Raw genomic sequence first — 1,212 nt, 5'->3', positions numbered from 1 at the left:
CCTTGTGTCTCTCCGGGCTTGTTGATTAGCTACCAGCAGGCCTTGGCATCAGGGTGAGCATCCACAAAGCCTGAGGCGCTACAGCCTGGGACCTAGATTATGCCCCCTGATGCCCACTATCTCGATAGCTTGAATGGTATCCAAGCCCCTCCCGCATTGGAGTGAGGCTGCACGAACAAGGAAAGGCGACGAGACATGGCAGTGATCGGTATCGACGTCAGCAAGCAGAAGCTCGATTGCGCCTGGCTACGCGATGTGGCAACAGGCAAGGTCAAGACCCGTGTATTCGGCAATCGGCGGCAGGACTTTCCACGCCTGCTGGAATGGCTTGAGCACCAAACCGGGGAGCCATTGGATCAGTTGCATGTTTTGATGGAAGCCACCGGCATCTATCACGAAACGCTCGCATATTGGCTGCATGCTGCTGGCATCCAGGTTTATGTCCTCAATCCCGCGCAGGTGCGCGACTTCTCCCGTAGCCTGGGAGTACGCGGCAAAACGGATAAAAAGGACAGTGTGGTGCTGGCACGCTATGGCGCAACGCAACGACCTGAGGCTTGGAAGCCGGAGCCCGAGGAAGTGCGCAAGCTCAAGGCGCTGGCAGCGAGACTCGACGCGTTGGACAAAGACATTCAGCGTGAGCGAAACCGGCGCGAGAAAGCCGAGTTCGCCATGGCAACCGATATCCTCCGCTCGATCGATGACATCCTGTTGGCATTGACGCGTGAGCGGGATCGCCTCCAGCAGGAGGTCGATGACCACCTCGATCAGCACCCTGGCTTGAAGCAGGATCGCGCCTTGCTGCAAACGATTCCCGGCGTTGGCCCTGCGGTATCTCTCCGACTGTTGGCGATGCTGCGTAGCCGCGCTTTCGAAAGCGCCCGCCAGGCCGCGGCGTTTGCGGGGCTCGTTCCCGTCAGTTGGGAATCAGGTAGCTCCGTACGTGGGCGTCCCCGCTTGTCGAAAGCCGGCAATCCGAAGCTGCGGCAGAGCCTGTACATGGCAGCCGTCGTCGGGCTGAGGCGGAATCCAGATGTCTCGGCGTTATATCAGCGGCTTACAGCAAACGGCAAGAGCAAAATGGCGGCCTTGGGGGCGGCGATGCGTAAGCTGGTCCACATAGCTTACGGGGTCCTCAAGACGCAAACCGAATACCGGCCACAAACCGCCTGATGGGATGTTTGTGGCCGGTTAGGAGAGATGGTATCTAGG

The 1,212-nt window shown here is 59.2% G+C and carries 1 protein-coding gene; it reads left to right on the top strand.

Annotated elements, in window-relative coordinates; genetic code table 11:
• Positions 1-195: 195 nt before the first annotated feature.
• Positions 196-1,173, top strand: a complete 978-nt coding sequence (locus DU505_RS22185) for an IS110 family RNA-guided transposase (RefSeq protein WP_114481141.1) — start codon at positions 196-198, stop codon at positions 1,171-1,173.
• Positions 1,174-1,212: the final 39 nt, after the last annotated feature.

Origin of the sequence: Billgrantia montanilacus, assembly GCF_003336675.1 — a bacterium.
GTDB lineage: Bacteria > Pseudomonadota > Gammaproteobacteria > Pseudomonadales > Halomonadaceae > Halomonas > Halomonas montanilacus.
Note: the sequence above shows the minus strand (reverse complement) of the source record. Positions and strands in the feature narration are given on the sequence as shown.

Bases quoted from the DNA above. Each gene is read 5' to 3' on its own strand.
- DU505_RS22185 (WP_114481141.1), top strand. From the start codon at position 196: ATGGCAGTGATCGGTATCGACGTCAGCAAGCAGAAGCTCGATTGCGCC.